The organism is Petrotoga sp. 9PW.55.5.1 (assembly GCF_003265365.1).
Lineage (GTDB): Bacteria > Thermotogota > Thermotogae > Petrotogales > Petrotogaceae > Petrotoga.
This window is the reverse complement of sequence record NZ_AUPM01000018.1, coordinates 99,801-126,581: the sequence shown is the minus strand read 5'-3', so window position 1 is coordinate 126,581 and position 26,781 is coordinate 99,801. Positions and strand designations below refer to the sequence as shown.

Annotated in this window: 24 protein-coding genes and 1 tRNA gene; 6 read left to right on the top strand and 19 right to left on the bottom strand. The window is 31.1% G+C overall.

The window, feature by feature from the left end:
* Positions 1 to 114 precede the first annotated feature (114 nt).
* The 16 genes from PW5551_RS03555 to PW5551_RS03480 form a co-directional block, all read right to left on the bottom strand.
* Positions 115 to 3,165 carry a DEAD/DEAH box helicase family protein gene (locus PW5551_RS03555; RefSeq protein WP_113074437.1) on the bottom strand — a complete coding sequence of 1,017 codons (3,051 nt, stop codon included), beginning with the start codon at positions 3,163 to 3,165 and terminating at the stop codon, positions 115 to 117.
* Between the two features lies 1 nt (position 3,166).
* Positions 3,167 to 5,629: a DNA methyltransferase gene (locus PW5551_RS03550; RefSeq protein WP_113074436.1), complete on the bottom strand. Its 2,463-nt coding sequence runs from the start codon at positions 5,627 to 5,629 to the stop codon at positions 3,167 to 3,169.
* A gap of 106 nt (positions 5,630 to 5,735) precedes the next feature.
* A complete protein-coding gene (locus PW5551_RS03545; protein ID WP_113074435.1) occupies positions 5,736 to 6,482 on the bottom strand; it encodes a hypothetical protein in 747 nt (248 codons plus the stop codon).
* Positions 6,483 to 6,517: 35 nt separating this feature from the next.
* Positions 6,518 to 7,018: a DUF4411 family protein gene (locus PW5551_RS03540; protein ID WP_113074434.1), complete on the bottom strand. Its 501-nt coding sequence runs from the start codon at positions 7,016 to 7,018 to the stop codon at positions 6,518 to 6,520.
* On the bottom strand, positions 7,015 to 8,139 hold the full coding sequence (locus PW5551_RS03535) for an ImmA/IrrE family metallo-endopeptidase (RefSeq protein ID WP_113074433.1): 1,125 nt from the start codon (positions 8,137 to 8,139) through the stop codon (positions 7,015 to 7,017). The genes PW5551_RS03540 and PW5551_RS03535 overlap by 4 nt, the downstream gene beginning before the upstream one ends.
* 1 nt (position 8,140) lies before the next feature.
* Positions 8,141 to 8,953 carry a DNA methyltransferase gene (locus PW5551_RS03530; RefSeq protein ID WP_158526128.1) on the bottom strand — a complete coding sequence of 271 codons (813 nt, stop codon included), beginning with the start codon at positions 8,951 to 8,953 and terminating at the stop codon, positions 8,141 to 8,143.
* A gap of 23 nt (positions 8,954 to 8,976) precedes the next feature.
* Positions 8,977 to 9,201, bottom strand: a complete 225-nt coding sequence (locus PW5551_RS03525) for a hypothetical protein (RefSeq protein WP_113074431.1) — start codon at positions 9,199 to 9,201, stop codon at positions 8,977 to 8,979.
* A gap of 216 nt (positions 9,202 to 9,417) precedes the next feature.
* Positions 9,418 to 9,508 (bottom strand) — tRNA-Ser (locus PW5551_RS03520).
* Between the two features lie 82 nt (positions 9,509 to 9,590).
* On the bottom strand, positions 9,591 to 10,595 hold the full coding sequence (tsaD, locus tag PW5551_RS03515) for a tRNA (adenosine(37)-N6)-threonylcarbamoyltransferase complex transferase subunit TsaD (RefSeq protein WP_113074430.1): 1,005 nt from the start codon (positions 10,593 to 10,595) through the stop codon (positions 9,591 to 9,593).
* A 1-nt stretch (position 10,596) separates the two neighbouring features.
* Positions 10,597 to 11,826 carry an ATP-dependent Clp protease ATP-binding subunit ClpX gene (clpX, locus tag PW5551_RS03510; protein ID WP_113074429.1) on the bottom strand — a complete coding sequence of 410 codons (1,230 nt, stop codon included), beginning with the start codon at positions 11,824 to 11,826 and terminating at the stop codon, positions 10,597 to 10,599.
* A gap of 74 nt (positions 11,827 to 11,900) precedes the next feature.
* Positions 11,901 to 12,791, bottom strand: a complete 891-nt coding sequence (cysK, locus tag PW5551_RS03505) for a cysteine synthase A (RefSeq protein ID WP_113074428.1) — start codon at positions 12,789 to 12,791, stop codon at positions 11,901 to 11,903.
* Between the two features lie 32 nt (positions 12,792 to 12,823).
* Positions 12,824 to 13,435: a serine O-acetyltransferase EpsC gene (epsC, locus tag PW5551_RS03500; RefSeq protein WP_113074427.1), complete on the bottom strand. Its 612-nt coding sequence runs from the start codon at positions 13,433 to 13,435 to the stop codon at positions 12,824 to 12,826.
* Positions 13,436 to 13,571: 136 nt separating this feature from the next.
* A complete protein-coding gene (locus PW5551_RS03495) occupies positions 13,572 to 14,639 on the bottom strand; it encodes a hypothetical protein (RefSeq protein WP_113074426.1) in 1,068 nt (355 codons plus the stop codon).
* A 5-nt stretch (positions 14,640 to 14,644) separates the two neighbouring features.
* On the bottom strand, positions 14,645 to 18,811 hold the full coding sequence (locus PW5551_RS03490; RefSeq protein WP_113074425.1) for a PolC-type DNA polymerase III: 4,167 nt from the start codon (positions 18,809 to 18,811) through the stop codon (positions 14,645 to 14,647).
* Positions 18,798 to 19,289: a crossover junction endodeoxyribonuclease RuvC gene (gene ruvC / locus PW5551_RS03485; RefSeq protein WP_113074424.1), complete on the bottom strand. Its 492-nt coding sequence runs from the start codon at positions 19,287 to 19,289 to the stop codon at positions 18,798 to 18,800. The genes PW5551_RS03490 and ruvC overlap by 14 nt, the downstream gene beginning before the upstream one ends.
* 3 nt (positions 19,290 to 19,292) lie before the next feature.
* Positions 19,293 to 20,528, bottom strand: coding sequence for an aminopeptidase P family protein (locus tag PW5551_RS03480; RefSeq protein ID WP_113074423.1), 1,236 nt, complete (start codon positions 20,526 to 20,528; stop codon positions 19,293 to 19,295).
* A 130-nt stretch (positions 20,529 to 20,658) separates the two neighbouring features.
* Here PW5551_RS03480 and PW5551_RS03475 point away from each other — a divergent pair, with 130 nt between their 5' ends.
* Positions 20,659 to 21,273 (top strand): hypothetical protein, encoded by a 615-nt coding sequence (locus PW5551_RS03475; protein WP_113074422.1) that lies wholly within the window; start codon positions 20,659 to 20,661, stop codon positions 21,271 to 21,273.
* 2 nt (positions 21,274 to 21,275) lie between these two features.
* The gene (gene fliS / locus PW5551_RS03470; RefSeq protein ID WP_113074421.1) at positions 21,276 to 21,710 is read left to right on the top strand and encodes a flagellar export chaperone FliS; all 435 of its coding nucleotides are present in this window, start codon (positions 21,276 to 21,278) and stop codon (positions 21,708 to 21,710) included.
* 42 nt (positions 21,711 to 21,752) lie between these two features.
* Here the strand turns inward: fliS and PW5551_RS03465 are convergent, their stop codons facing one another.
* Positions 21,753 to 22,028 (bottom strand): nitrilase-related carbon-nitrogen hydrolase, encoded by a 276-nt coding sequence (locus PW5551_RS03465; RefSeq protein ID WP_255420112.1) that lies wholly within the window; start codon positions 22,026 to 22,028, stop codon positions 21,753 to 21,755.
* 520 nt (positions 22,029 to 22,548) lie between these two features.
* Between PW5551_RS03465 and PW5551_RS03455 the strand changes: the two genes are divergently transcribed.
* From PW5551_RS03455 to PW5551_RS03445, 3 genes are read left to right on the top strand one after another with little or no spacing between them, the layout of a single operon-like run.
* On the top strand, positions 22,549 to 23,241 hold the full coding sequence (locus PW5551_RS03455) for a hypothetical protein (protein ID WP_113074418.1): 693 nt from the start codon (positions 22,549 to 22,551) through the stop codon (positions 23,239 to 23,241).
* Positions 23,242 to 23,282: 41 nt separating this feature from the next.
* On the top strand, positions 23,283 to 23,858 hold the full coding sequence (locus tag PW5551_RS03450) for a thymidine kinase (protein ID WP_113074417.1): 576 nt from the start codon (positions 23,283 to 23,285) through the stop codon (positions 23,856 to 23,858).
* A 17-nt stretch (positions 23,859 to 23,875) separates the two neighbouring features.
* Positions 23,876 to 24,700: an aldo/keto reductase gene (locus PW5551_RS03445; RefSeq protein ID WP_113074449.1), complete on the top strand. Its 825-nt coding sequence runs from the start codon at positions 23,876 to 23,878 to the stop codon at positions 24,698 to 24,700.
* Between the two features lie 29 nt (positions 24,701 to 24,729).
* Here PW5551_RS03445 and PW5551_RS03440 read toward each other — a convergent pair whose 3' ends face one another.
* A complete protein-coding gene (locus tag PW5551_RS03440) occupies positions 24,730 to 25,098 on the bottom strand; it encodes a nitroreductase family protein (protein WP_199562167.1) in 369 nt (122 codons plus the stop codon).
* Positions 25,099 to 25,344: 246 nt separating this feature from the next.
* Here PW5551_RS03440 and PW5551_RS03435 point away from each other — a divergent pair, with 246 nt between their 5' ends.
* Positions 25,345 to 25,554 carry a hypothetical protein gene (locus PW5551_RS03435; RefSeq protein WP_113074416.1) on the top strand — a complete coding sequence of 70 codons (210 nt, stop codon included), beginning with the start codon at positions 25,345 to 25,347 and terminating at the stop codon, positions 25,552 to 25,554.
* Between the two features lie 226 nt (positions 25,555 to 25,780).
* Here the strand turns inward: PW5551_RS03435 and PW5551_RS03430 are convergent, their stop codons facing one another.
* Entirely contained in the window at positions 25,781 to 26,566 is a 786-nt protein-coding gene (locus PW5551_RS03430; RefSeq protein ID WP_113074415.1) for a class I SAM-dependent methyltransferase, read from the bottom strand.
* Positions 26,567 to 26,781: the final 215 nt, after the last annotated feature.

Here is a 26,781-nt window from a genome sequence, read left to right as displayed (position 1 = left end):
GTTAAATTTGAACGTCCATATTGCCAATTGGTATGGTTTGTTCGGGTTGTTACCACATATGGCTATAATTCAGATATTGGCATTCTACCCTTTGGGAACAATCTCCATTTCAAACTAACTGATTTTGCTTGCAAAATCATCAAAATTGTCAAACCAGTATTTTCTGTAATTTTCCAAAACATCGGCTATCCCTCGCCTCGGTTTGAGCAATAGTTTTGTGTTTATGACAAATCCGTTGTACGAAAAATCTCTACTTTGCTTTTGTGCGCCATATTCAAATATACTTGAATACCCGTCAATTTTTCTATATCCATCTGCGTGTTCTGTTCCTTTTGGATCAACAAATAAAATTAAATATTGATTGTCTTTTTGCATCCAAAATATAAAATCCGGTTTGAACTTTGAGATTTTATTTTCCTTTGGATTGTAATAAGGGATAAATACTTCGTCTAGCGTTTGGTCAAGCTTTGAAAACATCCACCAGTCAAATTTCGTAAATACATTATTTGGTTTGGCAAGATATTCTTCCAATTCCTCAATAAATCTTACCTCACTATCAACATTGATAATATGATTGAGATAATCAATTTTTTCGGTTTCTGAAACGATCACAGGAAGGTAGTAATGGTTAGCCAAATACTTGATTTTGATTTTTTGGTTTTTGACTTCATACTTTCCTGCTTCTTCAAATAGCTTCAACTGCTCAGCATATTTATCTGGGGATACTTTGCCATAACTTTCGTCTAACTCTTTTTTCATTTCTGGGTAGTGCTTCATTACATCAATTTTCTTTTTTATTTCTTCGTATTTTTCGGAATCAATAAATTTAACATGTTTGAAATGCACGATTTCATTTTCCAACTCTTTGAACTTCTCAAACTCTTTGCTTTTAACTCCAAGATAATCAAAAATCCGCTCAAGAATTAACTCTGGTTCAAAAAGCGATGGTTCATCTTTGCCAAGCGTATAATATCTATTTTTATTTTTCACAGAAAAACTTTCTTTTGCTTTATCCAAAACTTTCACTTCACAATCATATTTAGCCAAAGTGATTTTATCGCCTAGAAATTCGTAAAATTGAGATGTTATATCAAAATCTTCACGGCTGATAGGATACTTTTGAGGGTTTTGTTCCTCGGCAAAAATTCTCTCTGCTGTTTTATAAACCGGTATCAAAAGAAGATGTTTATCCGCTTCGGGATTTAAAATGAATTCTTCACCCAAGTTTTTATCTTGCTTTTCTTCTTTCAGCGTTTTGATAATTTCTTTCAGGTTTTCGGCGTTAGTCCCAAAAACAAACAAGCTCTCAATTGGTAAAATCAGATTTTTAACTTTTTCAAATAACTGCACATTAACTTTTCCTGCGTTGAACAAATTTTGAAGTCGTTTTCTCTGGTATTTTTGCGGCTCTATTCTTATACCTCTGCCAACCGATTGCAGAACGAATTTTTTAGCGTCGCTTCCAACCCCGATATTCACGAATAAAAGAATATTTGGTCTGTTTGAATCCCAGCCTTCGTAAAAAGAGCGCGAACCCATTAAAATATTTATGTCGGAATCATCGTGATTTATTCGTCTGAAATAACTTTCGTTTTCAAAACTTTCGTTTATTTCATATCCTTCAAGTTTATCTTTCAGCCAGCCGGAAATATCGCCGATTTTGATTAACGCAAACGGTTTATCAGCAGTCATTAACCTAAAAATCAACTCTTGGCGATTCCCTGGGATTTTCAAAACCTCAATCTTGCCAGGAGTTTCGGCATTGAAAACATATTTCAAAATATCTTTGTATTCCAATTTTGAAATTAAATCTGTGTCAATATCAAATTTCAAATCTTCAAATTCAAATTTTGCATCATTGCGAAACTCTTGGCCAAGTTCCTCTCTTGCTTCTTTGATCAAATCAGATCTAATTTCATTTTTCGCAACCTTTTCTAATTCTCTAAAAAACAGCTCTAAATCAGAATCTTCTACAGATACAGAATTAACGAGTGTCAAAAGAAGTGGTCGGTGGTATAAATTCCCCTCTTTTAGAGGGGTGTCTGCGCTAGCAGACAGGGTGTTTACAACCTTCCTAATTTTTTCAAAATACTTGTTGATGTAAGTCAAAAGTAAAAGGGTTTTCAAAACAATTTTTTGCTTTTCTTGTTCTGAAAAATCAGTTTTTTCTTTGAATGCTTTTATATCTTGCCCCGATACATAAATATGCTTGCCGTATCCTTCTTCAACGAACCTTGAAAGATTAAAATTAAAGGCGCAGGTTGCAAAGTCCCTCGGGTCGGTAAAGGTTGCGGAAAAATTAAATAAAAATCCGTTCCTTGAAAGTATGGAGTATAAAATCTGCCGCTTGCTGTCTTCCTTGTCGCCTTTGTGTGCTTCATCCAAAAGAATGTACCACTTGCCACTATTATCGTAATTTTTAAAATTCACGATTTTTTCTTTTTTTTCATCGGAAATCAAGTCGGAACGATAATAAAAAACAGTAATCTCGTTTTTGGCAAAAGGCAGGGCATTTTCATGCTTTACGCTCTCATAATCCCTCAAATTTTTGAGATTGATCTTTGTGTCAAAATTGAAGCTGTTAAATTCATCAACGTGATTTTTGAACTGTTCTAACAAATCCTCCCTGTGTGCCAAAAATAGAATACCGTTTTTGGGAATTTCACCTTTTGAAATAAGCAGTCCTAAAAGCTCAATCAATTTAACGATAATCAACGTTTTACCAGAACCCGTTGCCATCCAAAAACTCATTCGATTGATAAAATGCGAAAAAGAAATCTTAGAATCTCTGACTGGATAATCTTCGTCGTATTGTAAAAGATATTTTGCGGTTTTGCTATCTTTTTTCTTTTTCAAATCGTAATCAAAGTTTTCTTCAAATCCATTTAATTTATAGTGATTAAACAAACTTTGCTTCAATTCATTCCCCTCAAAATTAGCCCCTGTTGGATTTGGATCCTCTTGTAGAGGGGTGTCCCGAAGGGACGGGGTGTTTCCTTTGAAATAAAGCCATAAGCCACGCAAAGCATTTTTAAGTGCATTCTGCTGAAAGTCAAAAAGTGTTTTGTCTTTTGAAAATCGCGCAAAATCAAATCCCTGCCATGTTATAGGTAAGGTTTCAAAAGAAATATCATCTATGATTTTTTGCAAATATAGTTTAGTCATATCAATCCCACCATATTAAAGGTTTTATTAGTTTATAATCTAAATCTTTGGTGTTGATTTTCATTCCATCTTCAAATTCTACTTCATCGTCATTGATTTTCTTTATCCCTTTGCCAGTTAAGTTAGACAAGGTTTCGGCAATGTCTATATTTGGGTAAAGTTTGTCTAAATCAACCTTGACTTTATTGTTTTCATAATCAATTTCTAACGCTTCAAGCATTTTTTCGTCTTTCATAAATACATATTCTTGATAGGAAGATCTTCCAGGAACTTGGAACAAATCACCATCTTTATATTTGCAATTTGCCAGTGTTTCCTCGTATTGCTCAAGTTCGTAGTATTTGAAAAACCCACCACCCTGCCAGTTAATATCCTTTGAAAGATGACTCCTCCTGTTTTTAGTTACTGCTTTAAACTCTTTGTCGCCAGCAAGAACATTTTTTAATCTACCGAGAATGCCCAATTTTTTAATAAACTTGTTTTGTGTTTTGTCCCATTCTTCATAGAATTCATAGAAGTATTCTCCCATTTCAATTCCAATCCATTTTCTGTTTAATTTATGAGCAACCACATAAGTAGTTCCGCTGCCACCAAAAAAATCTAAAATAATCTCTTTTTGTGTAGATGAAGCTTGAATAATACGTCGTAAAAAATTTTCTGGCTTCTGCGTTTGGAAAGATAAGTTTTCGCTTGTTCGCATTTCTGATTGAGTAAAAGAATAAATATCATTCCAAATATCACCGACAGGATATATCTTTTCATTTATATCTATTTTCAAATATTCCAGATGTCCATTAGTATCATATTTCTCTATAAAATAATCAAAATCTTCTATTTTATTAAACTTACTTCTATCTTTTTTGGGGAAAGCGATTAAATCTAACCATCCAATGTTGAGATTAGTTAAATTCCTGTTTGGCTTCCATAACTTATAAAATTTGCTATTCTTATTTTTACAGAAATAAATTGTAGATGATTTTAAGGCAAAGTTATTGCCAAAACTTTTATATCCAAATAAATCTGCTTCTTCATCTTTGGTAGCATTTGTGTCAAATGTAATTTTTTTAATTTCTTCAAAATGTAATTCTTCTAATAAGATTCTGCCAAAAAAATCAGCATTTTCATCGAGATTCACAAAAAAGCTACCATGAGCATTTAAAAAATATTTTGATAACACTATCCTATTCTCTATTAGAGATAACCACGAGCTATCTTGATACCTATCTACATAATCAAAATCATCTCCTGTATTAAACGGCGGATCAATGTAAATTGTCTGCACTTTTTCTTTAAATTTCGGTAGGATTGTATTTAATGCCTGATAGTTTTCACTTTTTATCAGCCAGCCGTCTAAAGATTTATCTAAATCTTCAAACTGACTTAAAATCTCTAGCTCTAAATCCTTAAAATGCTTGGTATCAATGGGCAAATGTTGATATTTTTCAAACAAATGCTTGCCTATTAAATCAGTTGTAAAAACATCGCTTGTCTTAAAATTCTCATCTACTATTCCAAGCTCTTGCCATTCTTCAATTTGTTCATTCATATTTTCATGTTTCAATATCTTTTCAATTAGCTCAATTTTATTAATTCTATCAAGGGTAATAACATAATTAGAGTTTTTAACAAACTTCGGTTTATTCCAGATTTTTACCAGTTCATCTTCAAACTGTGAGATGAAGTCAATTAATTTAAAAGCAATGTCTTTTAGGATTTGCAATTGATTAACTCTATCAGTACTCCACTTTTTTGCTCCTTCCCAGAAGTATTGATAACTCCAGAGTTTAAACTGCTCTTGCAAAAATGCTTTGGCATTTTTGTTGATAAAGAAATCAACTTCACTTTGTTTTTCAAAAACTCTAAAGGAGCGTTCTAATTGTTCTTCTGTAATTGCTATGCCTTTTCTCTTTATGGCTTTTAATATATCTTCTTGTTTTGTTTTTCTGCCTCTTTCGGAGTATTGAACGTCAAAAACAATTGTGCCATCTTCATGAATTTTATTTAACTCAAAAACCAGAGATCGTTTTTCGTTTGCTTTTTTGTTTTCTATTTTTGAAGCGTCAAAGTAAAACTTAAATCCATCAAACTCAACTGGTAAACTTCTAAAAATCTTGTCAGTTTTAACATAGTAAAGCATCTGTGTTTTCCAGAAGAGGATGACATCCTTTTCATCGGTATAAACCTTTTCGTAGATATTGTTATGGAATGGTGTTGAATTGAAATAAATTGATCCACTTTCGGTGAAGTATCGACTAAAAAAGGAATAGAGCTTATCAAAAAGTTCGTCCCTAAATGAAGGATAATTTTTTAGAGCAGATTCAATATCTTTTTTTAGGATGTCTTCAATCTTGCGGTAGTAATTTGATTTTATTCTCATCAAATTAACAAAGCCGCCTTCGCCTTCGATTTTAGCGCCGATGAAAACATCTTGCAGTGCTTTGTAAAATTTCTGTTCTTTGGACATTTTCCTTTACCTCCTAAAATGGAAGTTCATAAATAGCTCCGTATTCATTGGCAAGTTTTCAAAAAAATGTCTTCTATGATGTTTTGCAAATATAATCTAGCCATAACTACAACAATTCCATTATTTTGTCTTCAATTAATTTTAGGTATCTATTCAAATAAAAATAGTCGGGTTCGTTTTTAATAGCGCGAGTTAAAATTTCAAAGCCAGGATTTTCTTTATTGTTTCTGTCAAAAAGAATTAGACCAATCCCAAATTTCAAACATAAAGATTCCATTCTTTTTATATCTGTTCCATTAGAGTCTTTTGGAATAACTAAATAAACTTTATGACTAAAAAGCTTATAAGAACAAGCTTGGCCAAAGGAAGTAATTAATTGTCTAATATCGATTTTTATCTCTGCACTAACTATCTCAATCGGCGGCTGAATATGCCCTAAACCTAATATTCTATAAGCTCCTATTACATCAGGAGTTCCCCATTTATCCTGAAATCTATTTCCACCCAATGGAATAGCTTTCGTGCATTCCTCTAGGTCATTGACTAAATAATCAGCAAATGGTTTATAAAAAACTTCTTCATTTGTCCGTTCGCGTGTCTCATCTTCTATTTTACCTTCTTGAAAATACTTTTTTAAAACATACAAACCTTTTTCTGGTCTTAAAACATCTTTTATCTTTCCTTTATCAGTGTCTTGATTAAATTGCCAAATTGTACCATGAATAGTATTAACTTTGACTCCTGGTAATTCTTCACTGATTTTACGAATCAAATCTGCATACCGAATTCCATCTGGTTGATTCTCTAAAATTTCATATATCTTTTTAATTATTTTTTCCCGTTGTGTAGGCATAATTTATCACTCCCACCATATTAAAGGTTTAATAATCATAATCGAAAATTTAAATTCCTAAGCATTTCATATAAATCGCAATATTTTATTTTATAATAATTACATACATTTGGTATAGGGATTTTATTTTTTCTATTTTCATTAGCTTTCTCAAAGGTAACAATTGTATAATTTTTATTTTTGGCTAAAGAATATGCTATTAACCATGGATCCGCATTATCTTCTTTCATAAATTCATCTATAGCATTTCTTGTATAATGATTACCTTGATTTTCTGCAAATCGAACAAGTTCTGCATATTTTTGAAAGATCGATTCTTCTTTTGTTGTTAAAAAATAGTTTGAAAATTCTTCATTTGCCCAATCCTTGAGCACATCGTTACCTTTATTAATTTCTTCAAATACCTTATCAATACTCGCCAATGCATTATTTTTAGCTTGTTCCTTTATAAAGTCCCAAAATTTTGATCCATAATCAAAAGAGTAAAACGTTCTTGCAGCAGTCATAAAAGTATTTGAGTCAATTAGGTATATCATATTGTTCTTGTCCTATTAATAAGATTATCATAAGTTTTGGCACTCAAGTTGGTAATTCTTAATGCATCTCTAAATAGAATAGTGTTGTTTTTAACTGCACTATTCAATATATGTATAAATCTTTTGCTTAAACGATTAGGAATAGTATGATAAAAATCACCACCAGAACTCTGTGGTATTTTAATTTCTTTTTTGTATAAGTCTTTTAATTGTATATAAAATTCTTGTTGTGTAACTATAGATGTATCTAATAATCTCCTCAGTATCACTATCTGGCTAACTTTAAAATGTCTTGCCAACTCTTCTAAATCTGTTTTTTGGGTATAGATATTTCTGATTTCTCCTGCTGGCACTAAAAATTCAGCTGTACATTTATCACAAAATTGTTCAATTTCATTATTTGAAGATTGTAAATTTCGTAAATCAAAAGATGCACTTTGACCAATTAAAATATGAACTATTTCATGAATAAGCGTAAAAATTTTAGCAGATATAGCATCATTATTATTAATAAATATTACAGGCGCTATTTCGTCGTATAAAACAAATCCTCTAAATTCATCTATAATTAATTTGCGATGAGTATTGTTTCCAACTACTCCATTTCTAAGAACAAATATTCCTTTTTCTTCTGCTTTTTCAATTAAATAATTCAATGCTTCTGTCCATGTGGATTTTCTGCTTGCCCAATTATTCTCAATTTCAAATATTCTTTTTAATTCTTCTATTACTCCTTCTATATTATAGTTATCTTTGTATTTACCACAAAAAAGCAGTTTTTCTTGACCCCACTCTAATAAAATATCCCTAGCCCATTCTTGTATTTTTTGAGCAAACAAAATAGTGTCTAATAATTCACTGGATGGTTTAAAATCTCCGTTTTGAGTAGTTCTATAATGTGGAATAGGATATTTTCTTTCGGGTAATTTTTCTAAAAAGAAATAGCCAAAAGGAATATGAAAAATTTTAGAAAGTTCAACTAATTGATTATATGTTGGATAATCTTTTTCTTCTAACCATTTGTCATATTTTGGAAAGTTCTTTTTTACCTGAATCTCTTTTTCAGGCATTCTCTGTAAAATTTCTTTTAAGATGTTGATATTTATGTTTGTTACTTTCATATCAATCCCACCATATTAAAGGTTTTATTAATTTATAATCCAATTCTTTTGTATTTATTTTTGTTCCGCCCTCAAATTCTACTTCGCTATCGGTGATTTTCGTAATCCATTTGCCAGTTAAGTTAGACAATGTTTCGGCAATGTCTATACTTGGATAAAGTTTGTCTAAATCAACATCGACTTTTCCCTTTTTGTAATCAATCTCGAGGCATTCAAGCATTTTCTCGTCTTTCATAAATACATATTTCTGATAGGGGGATCTCCCAGGAACTTGGAACAAATCACCATCTTTGTATTTGCAATTTGCCAATGTTTCCTCGTATTGCTCAAGTTCGTAGTATTTGAAAAAAACTCCCGTTCCGTAAGTATCTTGTGGCTGTCCATTTCCCGAATTAAGTGAATATGATAATTTCTTGATTCTTGGAATAATAACTGCATCGAAATAATCTGCCATTTCTACTAGGATAAACTTTCTGTTTCCGCCATCTTCTTTATTTAATTTCATAACGGAGTAAGCTGAGGTACCAGATCCTGCAAAAAAATCCAAAATATAGATTTTTTCGTCTTTAATTTTCGTTGAGATATATATTAACAAAGAAATCAAGCTCGAAGGCTTTGGGTTTTTAAAGGTCTCCTTATTGAACATATCTTTGAGCTCTCTAGTTCCTTGAGATGTCCCGCCAATATTAAATTGAGTATTGTCCTTCTCTAATACGCTTTTTACAATATTCCCATTAATTGTGCCGTCAGCATTGTATAAATATTTCTTGATTTTTAATTTATATTCCCAATTTTCTTCCTTGAATACTTTCAAAATCCCTCTTTTATGAATCTCTTTCATACTCTTGATATCACAGAAAAACACGGAGTTTCCATAAGTTCGTCCCTAAATGAAGGATAATTTTCTAGAGCAGATTCAATATCTTTTTTTAGAATGTCTTCAATCTTGCGGTAGTAATTTGATTTTATTCTCATCAAATTAACAAAGCCGCCTTCGCCTTCAATTTTAGCACCAATGAAAACATCTTGCAGTGCTTTGTAAAATTTCTGTTCTTTGGTCATGGCTAAAAAATCACTCCTCTTCGCAGGCTGACATTGATTGCCGCGTTCACGTTCCTGTTGCGGGATGTGCCAGATAAGATAAATTCATTTCTATTGCATTCAGTACCTCTTCGGTAAAAACTATAAATACGAAAAAGTCCAGTATTACTGGACTTTCAGATAAAAACATAGCCATCTAACAACAAAATTTCTTTTATTAATAGATAGCTAATGTTCTGGCGGAGAGAGTGGGATTTGAACCCACGGACAGCTTTTAACCGTCACACGCTCTCCAGGCGTGCGCCTTCGACCGCTCGGCCATCTCTCCAGATTTACATTATTTTTGTTAATTTTACCGCAGATATTATATCATAATAACTAAACATCGTCAACAAAAAATTATTATGAAATTAGACTTTTGTGAGACCTAAGTTTGGAATTATATCCATATCTAGATCATCAAACATTTTTCTTATATACTTTTCATACGCTGCTCTTGCAATCATTGCGGCATTGTCAGTACACAAAGATAATCTCGGATAGTATATGTTTAATTGATCTTTAAAATTGTCCATTTTGCTTCTTAAGAGCGAATTAGCCGCCACCCCGCCGGCTATTACTACATCTTTTATATTTTCCTTTAAAGCAAATTTAGTTGTTTTATGAACTAAAGTGTCTATTATGGATTCTTGAAAAGATGCAGCTATATCTGCTTTATTAGCTTCGGGATGATCTTTTACAAAATATAATACAGAAGTTTTCAAACCCGAAAAAGAAAAATCAAAACCTTTATTGTATAAAGGTTTTGGGAAATTGTAAGTAGTTTTTGCTTTTCTTGAAAGCTCCTCTATTGAAGGCCCACCAGGATAGCCTAAATCTAAAATTCTGGCAACTTTATCAAAAGCTTCACCTGCGGCATCATCCAATGTTTCTCCTATTATTTCAAAATCAAAATAATCCTTTACCATAATGATCATAGTATGTCCACCCGAAACTAAAAGGGTAAGGAATGGAGGTTTTAGATCTGGAAATTCAAGAAAATTCGCATAAATATGCCCAATTAAATGGTTTATACCTATTAAAGGTTTATTTAACGATAGTGACATGCCTTTGGCAAAACTACTTCCAATTAATAACGAACCAATTAAACCAGGTCCATAAGAAACGGCTACACAATCTAGATCTTCTGGCTCAATATTAGCCTCCTCAAAAGCTGTCATACTTAATTTATACAAGATTTCTACATGTTTTCTTGCAGCAATTTCAGGAACTACACCACCGAAAATTTTATGATCTTCTATTTGAGAATATATTAAATTAGATAATAATTTGTTTTTTCCTTTTAGAATTGCAACAGCAGTTTCATCACAAGAGGTTTCAATTGCAAAAATTATTGGCTCTATATCTTCTCTTATTTTAAGCTGTCTCCTTTCTATTAAAAACAGGCTTCTTTTTTTCTACAACTTCTTCGTCTATAACAATTTTGTTCACTTTGGTTTTATGTTCAGGAGCGTCATACATTATATCTAGCATGATTTCTTCGAAAATAGTTTTAAGAGCGCGTGCTCCAGTACCTTTTTTCAATGCCTGAGAACAAATTTTTTTCAAAGCCGGTTGAGTTATTTCTAGGGTAATCCCTTCCATTTCCAACATTTTTTCATATTGTTTTAGTAAAGCATTTTTTGGTTCTGTAGCGATTCTTATTAAATCATTTTCATCTAAATCACTTAATGTTGCCGCTACAGGGAATCTACCTACGAATTCAGGAATTAAACCATATTTTATTAAATCATCCTGAACTATATTTTGTAAAATTTCTCCGTCGCGTTGTTTCTTAGTACTTTTTATTTCTGCTCCAAATCCTAAAGAAGAGTTTTTAATTCGGTGTTTAATTATATCAGTTAATCCATCAAAAGCTCCACCAGCGATAAAAAGTATTTTAGAAGTATCTACTTGAATGAACTCTTGGTATGGGTGCTTTCTTCCTCCTTGGGGAGGTACGTTTGCGGTAGTTCCTTCTACTATTTTAAGCAATGCCTGTTGAACTCCTTCTCCAGAAACATCTCGAGTGATTGAAGGATTAGGAGATTTTCTTGCAATTTTATCAATTTCATCTATATAGATAATTCCTTTTTCTGCTTTTTTAACATCGTAATCTGCAGCTTGTAATAATCTTAAAATAACATTTTCAACATCGTCTCCCACATAACCAGCTTCAGTTAAGGTCGTTGCATCTGCAATAGCAAACGGAACATCCAATATTTTAGATAGGGTTTGAGCTATCAAAGTTTTTCCCGTTCCAGTTGGTCCAATAAGTAAAACGTTTGATTTATCCAATTCTACTTCATTATTTTTAGTTGAAGATAATATCCTTTTATAATGATTATATACAGAAACTGATATTATTTTCTTTGCTTTTTCTTGGCCAATAACGTATTTATCTAGCTGAGATTTAATATTTTGAGGTGTGGGTAGATTTTTACTAACCCCTAATTCTTTTTCAATATTTTTTGATTTATTTTCGTCCACTAATTCTTGAAAAAGATTAATGCATTCATCACAAATATAGATGCCATTTGGTCCAGCTATTAAAGCATCTGCTTCGCTAGAAGGTTTTCCGCAAAAAGAACAGTATTTTTCTGACATTAAAAATTCCTCCCGTATTGTTCCGTTTCCTGTATAGATATAATTTATTTTATCATTTTGTTGTTAAAACAAGTTTATAAAACACTTATATATTTATCTCCACTGTCTGGAGCAACTGTCACTACTCTTTTTCCTTTACCTAATCTATTGGCAACTTTAATAGCGGCTAAAATATTCGCTCCAGAAGATACACCAACAAACAATCCTTCATCTTTAGCCAATTTTTTGGTTATTTCGTAAGTTTCTTCGTCGCCTATCTGTATTATTTCATCTATTAAACTGGTATCTAGGTTATCTGGTATGAACCCAGCTCCTATTCCTTGAATTTTGTGTTTACCTGGTTGTTTACCAGATATAACAGCAGAATTAGTTGGTTCTACAGCAACAATTCTAACACATCCTGCGAATATTTTTTTCATTGCTCTTGCTACTCCTGTAATGGTTCCTCCCGTTCCTACTCCTGCTACAAAGGCATCTAAAGAATAATCCATTTGTTTTATTATTTCTGGTCCAGTAGTCACTTCATGAGAATAGGGATTAACCGGATTTGAAAATTGATTGGGCATGAAACCATTTGTATCTTTAACTATTTCTAAAGCCTTATTTATAGCACCTTTCATTCCTTGATCTGCCGGTGTTAAAATTAGCTCAGCTCCAAGAAGTTTCAAAATTTTTCTTCTTTCTACGCTCATACTTTCTGGCATAGTTAAAATTACTCTGTATCTTTTACTTCTTCCAATAGCAGCAAGTGCAATACCTGTATTACCACTAGTAGGTTCAACAATAATATTTTGGGACTCATTAAGTTTATTCCTAATTTCCGCGTCTTTAATCATAAAGAACGCTGGCCTGTCTTTTACACTTCCAGCGGGATTATTTTTTTCTAGTTTAATAAAAACTCTACCTGGTTCTATCAAATTTGATAAAGTTATAATTGGTGTGTTTCCTATCGATGTATAAATCAAAATATTGCCTCCTAAAATCATCTTATGGATTTTTAAATAACAAAATCTGAATTAATTGTATTGTTTAATTCATAATAATTGGAAGACGGGCAATTAATCTTTTTTATTTCAGCTGGAACACCAACGGCAAGAGATTTCGGTGGGACATCCATTAAAACAACTGAATTTGCCCCGATTACTGATTCGTCTCCTATATATATATGGCCCAAAACCTTTGCCCCAGAACCAATCATTACATTCTTTCCAACTATTGGATGCCTTTTTCCATTAGTAACTTTTTTAGCTCCCAAGGTAACCCCATGGTATATTAATGTGCCAGAACCAATACTAGCAGTTTCACCGATCACAACACCAAAACCATGGTCTATTACAACTCCAGGCTCAATAAGTGCTGCTGGGTGAATGTCCATTGAGTGAAATATTTTACTAAGTACATAAATAAAATATGCAACTGGATAGATTTTATATTTATAAAAAAAATTAGCAAAACGATATGACATTAAACCATGAAAGGAAATTGAGGTCAGAAAAACTTTCCATTTTCTTTTAGCAGTTGGATCTTTTTCTATGTACATACTTAAATCTTTTCCTAAATCTTTGAAAATATTTACGAAATCTTTAAAAAAATTCAAAACCCCTCTCATATTCACTCTCCCTATTAGAGTTAAATTCAACTAAATTTGTCAACATTATTTCTTATATTATATAAGATAAACTTTTCGATAAAAAGATAAATTTCTTAAATAGAGTTAACGTTTTTAAAAGACAAATCACCACTTGCTATTTAATATTAAATTCACTGACTGAAAAACTAGCTTTCTTTTCATTTTTCTCATCTTCAAAAATTAACTCTTTAGGTGATAGATAAACGTTTAAATTATCTGACATCCTTGACAATATAGATCTCATTTTTCTAGTGTGTATGGTTATCAAATATTGATTATCGAAAGAGTAGGATAATTTAAATGAAATTTTAGAATTATTATCTTCTTTATATACGTAACTATTTTTTTTGTTGAAAACCAGATAGGCTATATTACTTCCGTGAAAAGTTACATACAATTTGTCTAAAACATTTCTTAATTCTTTTGCGTTGATTACTTTTTTTTCTAAAAATTTATCTTCAAAGTTTATTAATTTTTTGCTAAATGAAGGATGTGTGGAACAAATTTTAATGAATATACCTTGTGTCTTAAGTATGATGTTTTTTTCATCAACACCTAACTCTAAAATATTATCTTTTTTTAAATGATTCAAAGATTTAACTAGATGTCTTGAAGAGATAAATGGAATTTCTCTATGTAATTGTATTTTAATTTGCGAGTAGACAGTATTTAACCTATAATAATTGCTTAAATACCCAAATAAAAGTTTGTTTTCATGAGTAAAAATATCAATTATATCCCCTTCATTAGCTGAAGCAGAGACAAAATCGAGTTTATTTAGAAACACATTTAGTTTTTTTTTCGTTATTACAGAGAACTCTTTATTTATTTCTATCTCTTTCTTATTAATCTTTTGAATTTTGCTATTTAAAGTCATTCCTTGTATTTCAAAAAGTATATTTTCATTATCTACAGAAAGTTTGACCAATGAGTCATCTTCCAAATTTCTATCTCTAATTATTCCTTTTAAATATTGTATAGGAATTGCAGCCATTCCATTAAAAGGTAAAAATTCTTTTGTGACGTTAAGATAAAGTTTAGCACAACCATCTGTAGCATAGACTTTCAAGGCGTTATCATAATAAAAATATACGTTGCGAAAAGAGGGTTCAACAGTTCCACAAAAAGCATCTAAAAACTTTGTGATTCTTTTTAATTCAACAAAAGTTAACCAACCTTCCATAGAATTCATCCTTTGAATAAAGAAATTTGGTTAGATTCAGGTAGTCCTCTTAAAACGCCTAATTCCTTCAGCGTTTGTACGTTAGTTTTATTGCAACCTGTTTTTGCTAAGAAATCTTCAATAGATTTGAATCCTTCCTCTCGTGTCTTGACAATACTTTCCGCAGCTTTTTCTCCAAGGTTAGGGACTTTGATAAAAGGAACAATAAGATAATCATTATCCATAATGAATTTTTTAGAATCAGATTTATATAAATCAACCATCTTAAAAGAAAATCCTCTCATCATCATTTCTAAAGCTAATTCCAAAACAATCATTTCATTCTTTTTTCTTACGTCTAGTTCAGTATTTCTAAGTTCAAATATTCTTTTTTTTATTGCCTCTTTTCCTGAGAAGATAACTTTTAAATTAAATTCATCCCCTTTAACGGTAAAATAAGTGGAGTAAAAAGCCAGTGGGTAATGTACTTTAAACCATGCTATTCTGAAAGCCATACTAACATAAGCTGCGGCGTGTGCCTTCGGGAAAAGATATTTTATTTTTTGACATGAGATTATAAACCATTCGGGTACATTAATTTCCTTCATTAATTTGATATCAACTTCATCTATACCCTTTCCCTTTCTTACTTTTTCCATAATAGAAAAAGCTTGTTTTGGTGGAGCCCCTTTCGTTAGAAGATAATTCATTATGTCGTCTCTACATGAAATGACTTCCTCAAGTGTAGCGATTCTCATATCTATCCAATTTTTGGCGATTCCCGACCAAACGTCTGTACCATGGGATAAACCAGATATTCTAACTAACTCAGAAAAAGTTTTTGGTCTAGTATCTTCCAACATTCTTCTAACAAATGTAGTACCAAATTCGGGTATTCCCAGTGTTCCTACAGAGGTTCCTAATTCGTTTTTTAAATCGATTTTTAAAACTTTTGTCGAAGAAAATAAGCTTAATGTATCTTTATCATCCATAGGTATAGACATAGGATCAATTCCTGTTAAATCAGACATTATTTTTATAAAAGTGGGGTCATCATGTCCAAGGGCGTCAAGTTTTACTAGATCATTATGAATAACATGGTAATCAAAATGAGTAGTTTGAACCCCTGATTTAGAGTCATTAGCAGGAAATTGAATAGGAGTGTAATCATATACTTCATCTTCCTTTGGAACAATCATTAGACCACCGGGATGCTGCCCAGTTGTCCTTTTTACACCCGTAATTGATTTAGCAATTCTTAATATCTCGCTATTCTTTAGAATTCCTTTATTTTCACAATATTTTTTTGCAAACATAAATGCAGTTCTGTCCGCTATAGTGGATATTGTGCCTGCTCTAAAAACATGATCTTCACCAAACATCTGTTCAATATATTTATGTGCTTTTGTTTGATAATCTCCTGAAAAGTTCAAATCGATATCGGGTATCTTATCTCCTTCAAATCCCATGAATGTTTCAAAAGGAATATCTTGACCGTCCTTAAGCATTTCTGTTCCACAGCTATCACATTTTTTATCTGGAAGATCATAACCAGAACCTATTTTTCCATCAGTAAAGAATATACTTTTTTTGCAATTAGGACAAATGTAATGAGGAGATAAAGGATTGATCTCAGTAATTCCCAACATAGTTGCAACAAGAGATGATCCGACTGATCCTCTTGAACCTACTAAATAACCGTCTTCTTTTGATTTTTGAACGATTTTTTGGGCAATTAAATATAGTACAGCATACCCATGCTTAATAATGGATTCTAATTCTCTTTTTAACCTTTTTTTTACTATATCTGGTAAAGGATTCCCATATATTTTATAAGCCTTTTCTAAAGAAAGTTTTTCAATATCATTTTCAGCATTTTCGATTTTTGGAGGATGAAGTTTATTGCTGAGAGGCTTGATTTCTTCAATTTGGTTAGCAATTTTGTTTGTATTAAAAATTACAATTTTTTCTGCGATCTCTTTATCTTCAAAGATATTTAAAGCTTCCTTTATCATTTCATCTGTTGTTCTTAAGTATCTATTTGAGTTGGAAAGGTTCCGTTTATCTGCAAATTTTAATGTATTTAAGAAAATGATGTCTTCTTTATTTAAATAATGAGCATTAGAGACCATTATAACAGGCATATTTAATTCGTTACCAAGATTATAAATTTCGTGATAAATCTTTTTCAATTGGGCAGAAGAAATATTCTTGCTAGATTCTAGTGCGTCTAATGGGGTTATTTCTAAGTAATCATAAAATTTAGCCATTTCCACAATTTCATCGTGAGATGCTCCTCTAAGGTAGGCTTGAAAAATCTCCCCCTCCTCTCCACCGCTTCCAACAATTAGACCATTTCGCATTTTTGATAATTCGCTTTTTAAAATTCTTGGTTCTTTATAAAAGTATTTAACATGTGAATTAGATACCAACTTGTATAGATTTTTTAAACCTTCTTTGTTTTTTACCAATATTGTCGTGTAGGTTGGATGTACTCTTTTATAATCTATAAACTTATTCAATTTTTGTAAATCACTTAGCGTTTCTACATTCTTCGATTTAGCTTTATCAATTAATCTTAAAAATAATAAAGCAGTGACATGTGCATCTTCATGTGCTCTGTGATGTTCAAAATCACCTAATTTTAATGCATCGACAACTTTGTTTAAACTATAACTTCCAAGAGTTAAAAGGGATTTAGACAGGGATACAGTGTCTATATAAGTTTGTTCAAAATGTTCGTTATATACCTTCTTTACCCATTCTCTTATGAACCTATAATCGAAATTAGCATTATGAGCTACGAGAATAGATCCTTCTATAAAACTTAAAAATTCAGGTAATATTTCTTCAATTGATTTTTCGTTTTCTAACATCTGGTTAGTAATTCCTGTTAAATTAGTTGTGAAATTAGAGATGGCCTTTTTTGGTTTTATTAATTTATGAAAGGTATCTGCTATTTTCATATTTTTTATTCTGACAGCCCCTATCTCTATTATTTCATTCATTGCGGGTTCTAAACCGGTAGTTTCAATATCGAAAACTACAAATTCCGATTCCCTTATTTTCTGGTCATTTTTCATTAAATTTACTATACTAACGTACTCATCAGCGACATAAGCCTCAATTCCAAATATTGGTTTTATTCCTGCAGTTATAGCTTTATCATAAAATTCAGGAATACTTTGTAAAACACCAGAATCTGTTATTGCTACGGCTGAATGACCCCATTTTTTTATGGTTTTTATTATCTCATCCACATCAAGAAGTCCGTTCATAGCACTTAATTTTGAATGTAAATGAAGTTCAACTCTTTTTGATGGGTATTCATCTTTTCTCTCTAACGGATCTTCTTTCAGTTTTATTACGTTTAAAGGTTTTATAGCAAATTCGTGGCTATATGTATCGTAGAAGATGTTTCCCTCAACTAAAATATTGTCATTGATATCTAATTTTTCGTTTAAAATATTAGCGGTTTCACCGAAAGATTTTACCACTGTAGAGCTTTTAAGATCCGTTAAATATATTGTTGTTATGGGACCTTTTTCGTTGAATTCTTTTTCAAATATCTTTCCGCTAACAGCGACATTGCTTCCCTCGTTTGAAGGTAAAATTGACAAAGGGATTGGAACTTTTTTAAAACTTTTACCTAAGATAATCAGTTGTTCAGAGTCATTGAAATCTTTTGAATTGATAATTGAATGAGACTCGTAAGTATTTCCTTGAACGGTTTTATTTTGAAGACTTTCAGAAAAGTCAGATTTCAGACTTTCATCTATTTCAATTTTGTATGGAAATTTATTTCCACTGTATTTAAATAAAATTGATTCAATTTGTTCTCTTTCATTATCTAATTTATTTTTTACAATGGGAGAATATGTTTTAAATATAATTTGATTTTTTGAGGAATATTCTGGATTTAATAGCCTTAGATAATCCTTCAAATGATGGTTTTTAACTATGTTTTCCCAATTATTGACAATAAATTCAGGGCCTTTATCGTTGCTTATTAAAATATTTACTTCCTTTTTTAGAAGATTCTGAAAAAAAAGTTTTAATTTGTTTTCAGTTACCTCGTTGTTAAGTTGCTTTAGATGAATTTCAACTTTGCCATCACTTATATGTATTTCCCCGTTAACTTCAAAAGGTATAAAACCAATATAATCTTGTAAAAATTCACTAATATTCTGCATTTTTTAAACTCCTTCTAAAATTTCCATGGCAAAAAGCCGTTGCCAGGGCATCCGCTGCATCGTCAGGGGTTGGGGTTTTTTCTAAATTTAGTAAAATTTTTAAAGTTCTTTGAATTTGACCCTTTTCTGCCCTGCCATATCCGGTTACAGCTTGTTTTATTTGAAATGGAGTGTATTCATATATTGGTATATTCTCTTTCTCCAAACAAAGTAAAATCACACCTCTGGCTTCTCCTACTTGAATCGCGGTAGCTACATTTTTAAAAAAGTATAATTTTTCAACAGCAGATTCATTAGGATTGTACTTTTCTATCAACATTTTAAGATCATAGTTTATTTTTAACAATCTTTTTGGAAGTTCTTGATTTTTGTCAGTATAAATTACTCCATAATCAATTGTTTTAAAGTTATTACCTTTTTTTTCTAATAAACCAAAACCAATTCTCCCATACCCCGGATCAATTCCTAAGATAACCATATCTTATACACCCCATAAACTTTCGATTTCTTCTATTTCTTTTGGGACATCTTTTGATAAATTTTCACAACCACCTTCAGTAATAAGAAGATCATCTTCTATACGTATACCAATCTCTTCTTCTTCAATGTATAAACCAGGTTCGTTGGTAATTACCATACCGGGTTTCAACAGAATATGCTTGTTACCAACATCGTGAGTATCTAAACCTAAAAAGTGACTAACGGAGTGAAAATAATATTTCTGAAGTTCCTCTTCTGAAGTTATCAATCCAATTTTTTTGCACTCTTCAGATAAAGATTTTTTAGCTATCTCATTCAATTCAAACAGAGTTATTCCTGGTTTTGCAGAAGATTCTACTTTTTTCATAGTGGATAATACGATACTATAAATTTCTTTTTGCCTTTCAGTAAATTTACCGTTTATGGGAAATGTTCTAGATATATCCCCACTATAATAGTTATATTGAGCTCCCAAATCTAATAATACCAAATCCCCTTCTTGAGTTTGTGAATTGTTTGAAGAATAATGCAAGATGGTGGAATTTTTACCAGAAGCAACTATGGGCTTAAAAGCAAAATCTTTGACACCTTTTTTTCGTAGTGTGAAGTCAAAATAAGCTTCTAATTCATATTCATACATTCCAGGTTTAGAATTTGTTATTAAATTCATAATTCCTTCTTTTGTAATTTCAATTGCTTTTTTAATATTATTTATTTCTTCTTCATCCTTTATAATTCTTAATTCTGATATCTTTTTTGATATGTCCTTAACATTTAAAAAAGGCAACTTATTTTGTATTTCTTGTGCTATTTTTAATTCCATAGATTCCTTTTGTAAGATAGGCTTTTTTAAATAAAGGTATATATTTTCTATGTTTGTTCTTGAAAGTACGTTTTCTAAGTACCCTTCAAATTCATCCAAATAAAGTATATCTCCAACTTTTATGCCGCTAATTTGAGAACAATGCTCTTTACTTGGGTTTTCACCAACCCATCTAGCCAACTGAGGATTGGTTCTTTGTATAAAAAGTTTTTCCTCATATTTCGATTCACTTTTTTGAATAACAAAAAAAGATTTTTCTATATCTAAATTAGTAAAGTAATAAAAATTTCTATCGGGGGTAAAATTATAGGTTTCATCCCCGCTTTTTACAGAGCTTTGTCCAGAATATAAAATTAATATTGAATCTTCTTCTATAGTTTCAAAAATTTTTTCTCTTCTTCTTTTTGTAAGCAATCTATTGCACCTCCTCGAATATTTGTTGCTATTACTTATTATATCATCAATAAGTTGCTTGGTTTTTTCTAAAGAAATATTTTTTTAAGACGATAAAATTATGAAAACATAATCAGGAGGAGTGGATTAAATGGATGATCAAGAAAAGATAAATTTAAAAATTGAAGGAATAACAAGCGAAAATACCGATGTTCCTATAGATAAATATAGTTCTTTTGAAGAAATGGTTAAGGATTATCTAAATAAAACAAAAGGTGTTTTAACAAAGATAAAAATTAATGAAAAAGAAGTACCCTTAAGTTATTATGATGAAATAAAAGACGCCTTTTTTGAGGGTGGAGAAAGTGTTGAATTAGAATTTACTTCAAAGAAAAAGGTTTTGCTAGATCTTATTAATCAATCAAAAGAATATATAAAAAAAGTAAGAGAGAATTTAGAAGAAATTTCTAAGGAAATTTTGTTAAACAGTAACGAAGGACATAAAATGCTCAATAGCATTGCCGAGGGAATGCAAGCATTGTTAGATGTTATAGAACAAACAAAAGTTTTTACCGAGGAAGATTATTATGATCATGATGAATTGAATCAGGTTCAGGTTGTTATAAAGGATATTGTTAATGCACAAAATCAGCAAGATTATTTAGAGCTTTCTGATATTTTTGAAGTTGATTTTGAAAATGTATTAGTTAATTTTGAAAAGATACTTAACGACGCTGAAAAAACTTTAGAAAATCAAGGGGTGTAAATATGTATAATAAACCAAACTCTAATCCTTACTTTGAAAATAGTGTAAATACAGCCAGTCCAGCAAAATTAATAGAATTATTATATCAAAACTCAATTGAAAGATTGAATAAATCTATTAAATCCATTGAAAACAATAATTTACAAGAAGCTAATAAACAGATAATTAGAGTAGAAGATATAATAATGGAACTAAATATTTCTTTGAATTTAGAAAAGGGTGGAGAGGTTGCTAAAAATCTCAGATCTCTCTATAATTTTATGTATGCAAAACTATTAGAAGCCAACACTAAAAAAGATATAGGGATTTTAAATGAAGTAAAAGAATTATTGGAAGATCTTCTAGAAACATGGAAAGAAGTAAGAAAAAAAGAAGTTAAAACTTCAAGAGAACTGAACGCTAAAACTTTAGATCCAAAATTTGATCTACAATATTAATTAAATAATCCCCTTAGTCTATTAAACTAAGGGGATTATATTTTAATCTATATTGTTACCAATATGATCATAGATTTTTATCATTTTTAAATCTCTCAAAGATGGCTCCATTGATCTCTCTTGTAGAATTTCCTCAGTATCGATAGTAACTTTTGCAATTAAATCTTCTTCATTTCCTAATTTAAGCAAAATGTCTCCATGTGGGTCAACAGCGATTGAATTCCCGCAATATTTTGGGGAATTATTTGAAGGCTTACCAACCGCATTAACTCCAATAGAAAATATTTGGTTATCCTGAGCCCTTGCAGAAGTTCTTATCTCAACTAATCTTTCAAATCCTACTGGAACAGCAGAAGTAATAATAGCAAGTTGATTAGATACCCGTAAGGTTGTTTATAAACAATTATTTGCGTTTATTGAAAAATATCTTTAATTTTCTTTTGATTTTATAAAATTTGCCAAAAATAGTATAATTATAAAAATACCAAATATCTCGTCATTTGAGCAAAAGGCATAAATAAGGGGAGTGATCTTAACGAATGTTCACCAGTTGGGATTATGTTTTGATTTTTGCGGCCATTTGAAAAAGTATAATTCTGAATTTGTCTCAAAAATAAAGGGGGAGCCTACTTTTCAGATTCTAGACAATCATTCTAATACTGTATTGTTGATTAAAAAACTTTTAGATATTGGATACAATGAGGTCCAAATAAAAAAGGTTTTGGGAGAGAACTCTCTAAGATTTCATAAAAGAGTTTTTTCCAATTAATTTATTATCCAAACTGAAATTTATATATGATAAAATAAAAATATATAAATTTTGTTAGGAGTTAAAAACATGCCGGGCTATCTAACCCATATTATATTTGGACATAAGATTTTTCCTAGCAGTTTAAAAAATGTAAAGATGTTTAATTTGGGGTTAATTGGACCGGATATATTTTACTATGATATATCTGATCCAAAATTTCGAATTGTTGGAGAAACCCTTCATAATGTTGATATTACTAAATTAATTAATGAGATTAAATCAACAAGTGAGGAGTATGCGTTAGGATTGTACCTGCATTCTTATTTAGATTTAAAAATTCATCCACGAATTCAATTAATAGAGAGAAAAACCGGAAAATCTCATACGAAAATTGAAACTTTAATTGACGCTGCTTTATTAAAAGAAGAATGGAATACCACAATTTTCAGACTAGATAAAAATTTTTTTCCAAATAAATTGCCTGCACGATTTATAAGGCTTTTTGATGAAGCACTTTATCGCTATTATGGGATTGAGGGAGTAAATATAAAAAGAATTTATGAAGCATTCATAAAACATTTTTATACGTTATATAGATGGTATCCAATTAAATCAATTTTTTCACATGTGTTGTTTTTTGTTTCTTTTGGAAATTTTAATTATAAGGATTATTTTATTTTTAAAACTCCTTCATCAGATATTTTGAATGATTATGGAATAAGTACTTTATGGAAAGAATCTTTAAATGAAGTAAACAAATTAATTTCCAATAATTTTTAGAAAATTTCTTAATATTAAAGAAAGGGCGTGCAAAAAATAGAATGAATTCTGGTAATTTAATTGTTATCGTTGGACCAATGTATTCAGGAAAAACATCTGAGTTAATATCTTTTATAGAAATATATTCGCTTGGAAAGAAAAGATACAAGGTATTTAAACCTATACTTGACAATAGGTACAATGATACTTACATAGTTTCACATTCCAATACTTCTATAAAAGCTATACCCATTAATAATTCCAAAGAAATATTGTTCCATATAGACGGAGATGAAAAAGCAGTTTTTATTGATGAGATACAATTTTTAGATGAATATTTGAGAGAAACAGTGGTTGAGTTAATAAATTCGGGTAAAGATGTTTATTGTGCTGGATTGGATTTGAGTTATAAAAACAATCCTTTTAAAGTTACTTCTCTTTTAATGGCTCATGCAGATACAGTAATTAAAAAGAAGGCGGTTTGCCATGAATGCGGAGAATATAAGGGAACGATTTCATACAAAATTGTTGATAACGGAGAAGAAATTGATGTCGGGGGTTTTGAAAAATATATAGCGGTTTGCAGGGATTGCTACTCAAAGTTAAAGCAGAAAAAAGAATTAACGGAAGAAAATTAACAGGGAGTGGTTCAAACATGAAGATCACAAGTATTTTTGATAAAACTGAATTGGCAAATGGAGTTAAAATGCCTTGGTTGGGCTATGGTACTTATAAGGCTCAAGGGAATGGGTTGAAAGAAGGGCTGAAATTTGCTTTGAATATTGGTTATAGACTTATCGATACTGCTGAAATGTACCAAAACGAGGAAGAAATAGGGAAAGCTATTGAGGAGAGTAACGTTCCAAGAGAAGAGTTGTTTATAACCTCGAAAGTCTGGAATACAAATCAAGGGTTCGATAATACACTTAAATCCTTTGATAGTTCTTTAAAAAAGCTCCAAACAGATTATTTGGATTTATATTTAATTCATTGGCCAGTAAGTGGGAAATATTTGGAAACATGGAAAGCTCTTGAAAAAATTTATAAAGAAGGCAGAGTAAAGGCAATAGGAGTTAGTAATTTTTTGATACATCATTTGCAAGATGTTATTAACAATTGTGAAATAATCCCGATGGTAAATCAAGTAGAGTTTCATCCTTATTTATTACAGGGAGAACTTTTAGAATTTTGTAAAGAAAATAAGATACAACTTGAAGCTTGGAGCCCTTTAATGAGAGGAAGAGTTAATTCTATTAGAGAGATACAAGATATTGCAAAAAAGTATAACAAAACTCCTGTTCAAATAGTTTTAAGATGGGATTTACAACATGAAGTTGTAACAATTCCAAAATCTGTACATGAAGAAAGAATCAAGGAAAACTCTGACATATTTGATTTTGAGTTATCCAAAGAAGAGATGAGAATTATAGATGGTTTAGATCGTAATGAAAGATTTGGAGCCCATCCTGATGATTTTTAGAAAAAGGCCTTTAATATAAGGCCTTTTTTTTACCATTCGTTATAATGAACCCTTTCTTCTTTATATCTATCTTCGTATCTTTTATCTTCGTTTGGGTATCCTATTGCGGCGCTACAATCTTGAACCCATCTTCCTTTTGAAACTTCTTTTTTGAGATCTCCACAAACTATAATTGCCACTGCTGCCTCTTTAGCCATCTTAGCATAAGGATGAACCTCTGAAATCTTTTCGAGAATTTCTTTCTTATTAACGACAATAAATTCCCAGGGCTGTTCGTTGTTTGCAGAGGGAGCTTGCATGGCGGCTCTTAAGAGTTGCTTTACTATTTCATTGGAAACTTCTTGATTTTTGAACTTTCTAATGCTTCTTCTATTCAAAATTTCTTTAAGTATTTCCAAATTTAGATACCTCCTTCTAAGTATAATTTTACTGTCTTCAGAAATTCCAAAACACAGAATTTAACTAACTTTTAATACCTTGTGTTTGAAGTGGTTACCTCCCTACGTTACAATGTTACTGTCTTTAGAAATTCCGAAACACAGAATTTAACTAACTTTTAATACCTTGTGTTTGAAGTGGTTACCTCCCTACGTTATAATCTATTTGGTACCACAAATTTATTATCCCGTAAGGAGGTCAACCAGATGTCTCTTCATTCTGAATCCAATCAACTGTATTTCGACTTTGTTTATTCCGATTATTTTAATAAAAATTCTGAGTTTAAATATTTACTCGATTTGATAAATCAAATAGATTGGTCTGCTGTTCCTGAATTTAACAATCCTAGGATCGGTAGAACTGGTTATTCTCGTCATTCTTTACTTAAGGCTTTGTTCGTTCAAAAGGTTAAATGAACACTTTTCGTTCCTTCTTCAAAGAACATTTTCCTTGGAATTCAATATTTTATTTCTTCTTTCCTTTTATTTAATCTTTTTTACCTCAGCTTAACCACTATTTTTTGCTATTTCTGAAGTGGGTATTTGCAATTTCGGACAACGTCTCGCGTGTTTGCGAAGTCCCGAAGGATTTAGCGAAGCATCGCAAACACGCTGTTATCTGCTGTAGGTTGCCGTTTAAATCTCATCTTCGTTTTATTACTTTCTTCCAGTATTTTCTTTTCCATCCATCCGCTTCTTTATATTTATCAAAACTATAACTGTATTTCAATAGTTCATTATGTGTTGACTGGTCAGAAGGGTTATCGACTGTCGCTGGACAATGGATAATATACCCTTCATTTTTAACAACTCGTTCAAATTCCATAAGCTCGTCTTTTAGCTGCCATCCCAATGCGTGGGAAGTGATGAGTACATCTATAAAGTTATCAGGTAAAGGGATTGAATGGAGAAACCCGTCAATCACATATACGTTGTCCGTTTTTAGCTTTTTAGCCTTTTCTTTTATGAATTGTCTAAGTCTTGTGACAGGTTCCATTGCGAAAACATATCTTGCATATTTAGCTGCTTCTAATGCGACATGCCCTGTTCCTGAACCTCCATCTAATATAATTTTGGCATCCAAAGATGTTATAGATGTTATCTCTTTGAAATCCCAATTATGAAATTCCAGTTTATCATAAACTTCTGGGCACTTGTTGTAGATTAAAATATCAGAACAAGTTTGAAGGACTTTCTTGATGCAAATAGCAAGTTCGTTGTTGTCCTTGATTGGTTCATTTTCTTTCTTAATCCTATTGATGAAATCGGTTATTACAGGACATTTTCTCTTTAGAAAGTCTTCTATAGATGGATTAGCCCACAACGCTACTGCAAATTCTCTTTCTGGAATCCATCCCGGCAAATATGCAATTTGAAATTCTTCAAGTAGATAAAAATCTTTGAGCTCAAGTTTTTCTGTCGTAAACATTTAAAACCTCCAAGTAATTAAGGCAACCTATTACAGATAACGTTCCCCGCATAAAAGAAGTTCCGCAGAAGGCGGCATTTGGGTGAGTGGCGTTAGGCACGAACCTTTTATGCTGAGTTAGGCGATGGGTTTGCCATTTATCATTTTATCTTTCTTTAAGTTTTTTGACTTTTTCAAAGAGCATTTTCCTTGGAATTCAATATTTTAGTTCTTCT

Excerpts from the sequence above, each read along its gene's own strand:
- PW5551_RS03555 (WP_113074437.1), bottom strand. The coding sequence starts at position 3,165 with ATGACTAAACTATATTTGCAAAAAATCATAGATGATATTTCTTTTGAA.
- PW5551_RS03550 (WP_113074436.1), bottom strand. The coding sequence starts at position 5,629 with ATGTCCAAAGAACAGAAATTTTACAAAGCACTGCAAGATGTTTTCATC.
- PW5551_RS03545 (WP_113074435.1), bottom strand. The coding sequence starts at position 6,482 with ATGCCTACACAACGGGAAAAAATAATTAAAAAGATATATGAAATTTTA.
- PW5551_RS03540 (WP_113074434.1), bottom strand. The coding sequence starts at position 7,018 with ATGATATACCTAATTGACTCAAATACTTTTATGACTGCTGCAAGAACG.
- PW5551_RS03535 (WP_113074433.1), bottom strand. The coding sequence starts at position 8,139 with ATGAAAGTAACAAACATAAATATCAACATCTTAAAAGAAATTTTACAG.
- PW5551_RS03525 (WP_113074431.1), bottom strand. The coding sequence starts at position 9,201 with ATGACCAAAGAACAGAAATTTTACAAAGCACTGCAAGATGTTTTCATT.
- clpX (WP_113074429.1), bottom strand. The coding sequence starts at position 11,826 with ATGTCAGAAAAATACTGTTCTTTTTGCGGAAAACCTTCTAGCGAAGCA.
- epsC (WP_113074427.1), bottom strand. The coding sequence starts at position 13,435 with ATGAGAGGGGTTTTGAATTTTTTTAAAGATTTCGTAAATATTTTCAAA.
- PW5551_RS03495 (WP_113074426.1), bottom strand. The coding sequence starts at position 14,639 with ATGGAAGGTTGGTTAACTTTTGTTGAATTAAAAAGAATCACAAAGTTT.
- PW5551_RS03490 (WP_113074425.1), bottom strand. The coding sequence starts at position 18,811 with ATGCAGAATATTAGTGAATTTTTACAAGATTATATTGGTTTTATACCT.
- ruvC (WP_113074424.1), bottom strand. The coding sequence starts at position 19,289 with ATGGTTATCTTAGGAATTGATCCGGGGTATGGGAGAATTGGTTTTGGT.
- PW5551_RS03475 (WP_113074422.1), top strand. The coding sequence starts at position 20,659 with ATGGATGATCAAGAAAAGATAAATTTAAAAATTGAAGGAATAACAAGC.
- fliS (WP_113074421.1), top strand. The coding sequence starts at position 21,276 with ATGTATAATAAACCAAACTCTAATCCTTACTTTGAAAATAGTGTAAAT.
- PW5551_RS03455 (WP_113074418.1), top strand. The coding sequence starts at position 22,549 with ATGCCGGGCTATCTAACCCATATTATATTTGGACATAAGATTTTTCCT.
- PW5551_RS03450 (WP_113074417.1), top strand. The coding sequence starts at position 23,283 with ATGAATTCTGGTAATTTAATTGTTATCGTTGGACCAATGTATTCAGGA.
- PW5551_RS03445 (WP_113074449.1), top strand. The coding sequence starts at position 23,876 with ATGAAGATCACAAGTATTTTTGATAAAACTGAATTGGCAAATGGAGTT.
- PW5551_RS03435 (WP_113074416.1), top strand. The coding sequence starts at position 25,345 with ATGTCTCTTCATTCTGAATCCAATCAACTGTATTTCGACTTTGTTTAT.
- PW5551_RS03430 (WP_113074415.1), bottom strand. The coding sequence starts at position 26,566 with ATGTTTACGACAGAAAAACTTGAGCTCAAAGATTTTTATCTACTTGAA.